The organism is Ruegeria sp., from assembly GCF_028066395.1.
Classification (GTDB): Bacteria; Pseudomonadota; Alphaproteobacteria; order Rhodobacterales; family Rhodobacteraceae; genus Ruegeria.
Genome location: NZ_JALCBM010000019.1, coordinates 1 through 4,259 on the forward strand (window position 1 = coordinate 1; position 4,259 = coordinate 4,259).

Sequence of the window (4,259 nt, forward strand, 5' to 3'; positions counted from 1 at the left end):
TCAGCCGCCCCTGTTCATAAAGATCGATCATCCACGGGATGTCGCGCTGAATGACAACGTCGCCCATTTTCGAACCGACCATGCCCTGACCAAGTGCTGCCAGCATGACCGGTTCATAGGTTGAGACATCGCCTGAGTGCGGCATCCCGATCATGATTGCCTTGCCGCCGCGCCCCAGATATCGGGGGGCTTGGTCATAGGCAGGGATGGCCCCGACGGTGATCAGAACCGCATCGGCGCCGCGCCCGCCCAAGGCTTTGAAGGCGGCTTTCCACGGCTCCTTCAGGCTGGCCAGCACGCCGTGGGTGGCGCCAAACTCGCGGGCGATCTCTAGTTTCTCTTCGGTCATGTCGACGGCCACGATGCGCCGCGCTCCGGCGATGCGCGCGCCCTGAATGGCGTTCAGCCCAACACCGCCCGCGCCGATGACCACCACGTCCTGACCGGCGCGCAGCCCGGCGGCGTTGACGGCGGCCCCGACTCCGGTAATCACACCGCAGGACAGCAGACTGGCCACGTCCTTGGGCATACCTTCAGGTATCTTCACGATCTGTCGGTGACTGACCACGACCTTCTCGGCAAAGGCCCCGCAGGCCATCGCCTGTTCCAACGGCCCGCCATCTGCCGTGCGCAAAGGCCCCTTGACCGTGTCATAAGGCGTTTCGCAGATAGTAGGCTTGCCGCCCGCGCACGAAGGGCACGTGCCGCAAGCGCGGATCAGGGTCACCACAACGGAATCGCCGACGCTGAAATCGCCGGGATTGTCCCCGGTTGCGGTGATGATGCCCGCGGCCTCGTGCCCGTAAACGGCAGGCAGGAACCCGCCCCATGCTCCGGTGGCATAGGTGATGTCCGAATGGCAGATCGCCACGGCGTCCAGCGTGACCTCGACCTCGCCCGGGCCGGGCGGCGCGATCTGGACGTCTTCGATGACCAAGGGTTCACCGAAGGCCCGGCATACGGCGGCTTTGATGGATTGCATGACTCTCCCCGTCTTTTGTTCCGGTCACGGTGGACTGTCGCCGGGCCCCCCGCAAGATGGTTTTCGACACGCCCGTGTCGTTTTACGCAACGGCGGGTTTGGGGCGCAGAAACAGGACCAGCCCGACACACATCAACACCAGCGCCAGCAGGAACGGCGCGCCCGGCAGGTAGAGCGACGCGCCGGGTTCGGCGAAGCGCGCAAAGACGGCGGTCATGACCAGCGGTGAGATGATCATCGACAGCGCGTGCAGGGCGGTCAGAACGCCCTGCAACTCTCCTTGCTGGCTGTCCGGGGTGGTTCGGGACATCATCGCCTGCAGGGCCGGGGTCACCACCGCCCCCAGCGCGGTGATCGGGATTAGCATCAGGGCGATGAAACCGTTGGTCAGAAAGGCCAGCAGCACGAAGCTGACGATCTCGAACCCCATGCCCCAGATGATCGTGACTCTCTCACCCAGATACCGCGTCGCCGGGCGGATCAGCCCGCCTTGCACGGCGGCCATCCCGATGCCGTAAACCGCCAGCGACAGGCCGACCATCTGTGGTGACCAGCCGAAACGCTCGATGGTGAAATAGGACCAGATCGCCGGGTAGACATAGATCGACACGGAATAGAGGAAATAGACCCACAGCAAGGGCCGGATGCCCGGCAGGGCGGAAATGGCGCGCAAGGCCCCCGCCGGATTGGCGCGCCGCCAGTGAAAGGGGCGGCGGGTCTTGTCGGTGACCGTTTCCGGCATCACCAGCAGGCCCAGCAAAAACCCAAGCGCCGACAGGCCCGCGGCAGCCCAAAAGGGGGCGCGGGTGCCAAATTCGGCCAGCAGCCCACCCATCAGTGGGCCCAGCACGAAGCCCAGCCCAAAGGCCGCGCCCAGCAGCCCGAAATTCGCCGCCTTTTCGTGGGGTTTCGAGACATCGGCCATGAAGGCCGCCGCCGTGGAATGGGTGGCCGCCGTGATGCCGCCGACAAGACGGCCCGCGAGCAGCAGCCAGATGCTGCCCGCAACCGCCATCACCACATAGTCCAATGCCATGACGAACAGCGAGACCAGAAGCACGGTTCTGCGCCCATAGGCATCGGACAGATTGCCCAGAACAGGCCCGAACAGGAACTGCATGGCGGCAAAGGCGGTGCTGAGGATACCGCCCCAGATCGCCGCGCTGGCCAGCGTGCCGCCCTGCACCTCGACGATCAGTTGCGGCATGATCGGCAGGACCAGACCGATCCCCATCGCGTCGATCATCACCGTTGCAAGGACAAACAAAAAGGACAGACGCATGGGAACCCGGCTACTCAGCTACAGCCGGACCCTAGCCGTGGACGGGCGGTGTGGAAAGAGTGGCCGTTGCGGCACGCGCCCTCACATCCGTGCCATGATCCCGTCGATCATCCGGGCCAGTTCCCGGGGATGCGAGAAAAACGCGGAATGAGAGCTGTCGATGCTATGGCGCATCTCTGGCGGCGCGCAGTGGCTCATCCGGGTTTGATATTCGGGTGGGATGGTCCGGTCGTCGGTGCTGCGGATATAGGCCTTTGGGATTTGCGCAAAATTCTCGCCTGTGGGCAAAGGCGTGTCCTGTGGTCGGACGGCCTGCGGGCACAGGTGGGCGAGGGCATAGGCCACCACCTCGGGCGTGCAGTCGTGAAAGAACAGATCCTGCACCCGGTCGGGCAATACGCTGAAGGACAGCCCGTCAGCGGACATCTCGACCGATCCCGCCGCGGGCTGGCGCGGGGCACGACTGCGCATCTCGGCCATCGACAGACCATCTTTGGGCACATAGGCCGACAGAAAGATCAGCCCGCGCATGGCGTCCGGGTTGGCTTCGGCAGCGGCGCTGACCGGATACCCACCCCAGGAATGGCCCAGAATGATCGTTTCGGGGGTTGAGCCGGCCAGAATCGCGTCGCGACACAGGTCCAGCGTGACATCTGCAATCGGGGTCGGATCAGCCCCGTGGCTGGGCAGGTCGATGGCGCGGGCGGTGTGGCCCAAGCCTTCCAATGCGGGGATCAGGTCGCGCCAGCACCAGGCGCCGTGACAGGACCCGTGGATCAATAGAATATCCGCCATGGCTTTGTCCTCAGATATGTCCGGTCTCGGTCAGAAATCCGCTGAGCAGTGCTGCGTATTCTGCGGGCCGTTCGACGCAGGGCAGATGCCCGGCCTTGCGGATCAATTCAAACCGCGCGCCGGGGATCAGATCGACCGTCTCGCGCACCAGATCGGGCGGGGTCGAGCCATCCTCGCTGCCCGCGATCCCCAGCGTCGGCAGGCGCAAGCCGCTGGTGGGCGTGTAGAAATCCGTGCCCGAGATTGCCGCGCAGCAGCCCAGATACCCTTCCAGCGGTTGCCGCACCATCATGTTGCGCCACAGGGCCGCCTGCGGGCTGTTGCGGAACGGGCGTGAGAACCAGCGCCCTAGCGTGGCATCCGCCAGCGCCTCGATTCCGCCGGCGCGGGCGGTGGCGATACGGTCTTGCCAGATTGCCGGTGTGGCAATCTTGGCAGCGGTGTTCGACAGCACTATCGCACGGATCTGGTCCATGCGTTTCACGGCCAATCCTTGCGCGATCATCCCGCCGATGGACAGGCCGACAAAGATGCACTCCCTGACCTGCAGGTGATCCAGCAGCTTCTCGGCATCCCGCACCAGGGCACCCATGGAGTAAGGCCCATCAGGGGCCGAAGACAGCCCATGCCCGCGTTTGTCATAGCGGATGATGCGCAGCCCCTTGGGCAGATGCGGCAGCACCGGGTCCCACAGGCGCATATCGGTGCCCAGTGAATTGGCAAAGACCACCGGCGCGCCATCGGGGTCACCGTCGACGCGATAATGTAGACCTATATCCCCAAGATCAGCGATTTGCATGGTTCAGCTTCCTATCCGTCCAGAATACAGGACAAAATTCCTTTGCCCAAATGTGCACCCGTTTCGCCGGATTGTCAGGTCAGGAATTTCAACGCCTGTTCAAATATCTGCGGATCGACATTTCCGCCCGAGGCGACGACGATCACCGCATCGCCCTCGATCTGGTCCTTGCGGAACAGGGCTGCGGCCAGTGAGACCGCGCCGCCGGGTTCCAGCACAATCTTGAGACGCAGAAAGGCCAGCGCCATGGCGCGCAGCGCCTCTTGCTCCGACACGGCAAAGCCCGGGCCGCAGAGGCGGCTCAGGATCGGAAAGGTGATTTCCCCCGGTTGCGGGGTCAGGATCGCGTCGCAGATATTGCCCGACACGGCGGGGTTGTTCTGGATGCTGCCCGCCGCCAG

5 protein-coding genes are annotated in these 4,259 nt (G+C 64.3%); all 5 read right to left on the reverse strand.

Annotated features, from left to right (window positions below; genetic code table 11):
• Positions 1 to 982: zinc-binding dehydrogenase (locus tag MPJ51_RS08205; RefSeq protein WP_298384495.1), on the reverse strand; the 982-nt coding region annotated here is incomplete at its 3' end.
• A gap of 82 nt (positions 983 to 1,064) precedes the next feature.
• Entirely contained in the window at positions 1,065 to 2,264 is a 1,200-nt protein-coding gene (locus tag MPJ51_RS08210; RefSeq protein WP_298384498.1) for a TCR/Tet family MFS transporter, read from the reverse strand.
• 81 nt (positions 2,265 to 2,345) lie between these two features.
• Entirely contained in the window at positions 2,346 to 3,059 is a 714-nt protein-coding gene (locus MPJ51_RS08215) for an alpha/beta fold hydrolase (protein WP_298384501.1), read from the reverse strand.
• Between the two features lie 10 nt (positions 3,060 to 3,069).
• On the reverse strand, positions 3,070 to 3,858 hold the full coding sequence (pcaD, locus tag MPJ51_RS08220) for a 3-oxoadipate enol-lactonase (protein ID WP_298384504.1): 789 nt from the start codon (positions 3,856 to 3,858) through the stop codon (positions 3,070 to 3,072).
• 74 nt (positions 3,859 to 3,932) lie between these two features.
• The coding region (locus MPJ51_RS08225; protein WP_298384507.1) for a pyridoxal-phosphate dependent enzyme at positions 3,933 to 4,259 on the reverse strand (327 nt) is incomplete at its 5' end.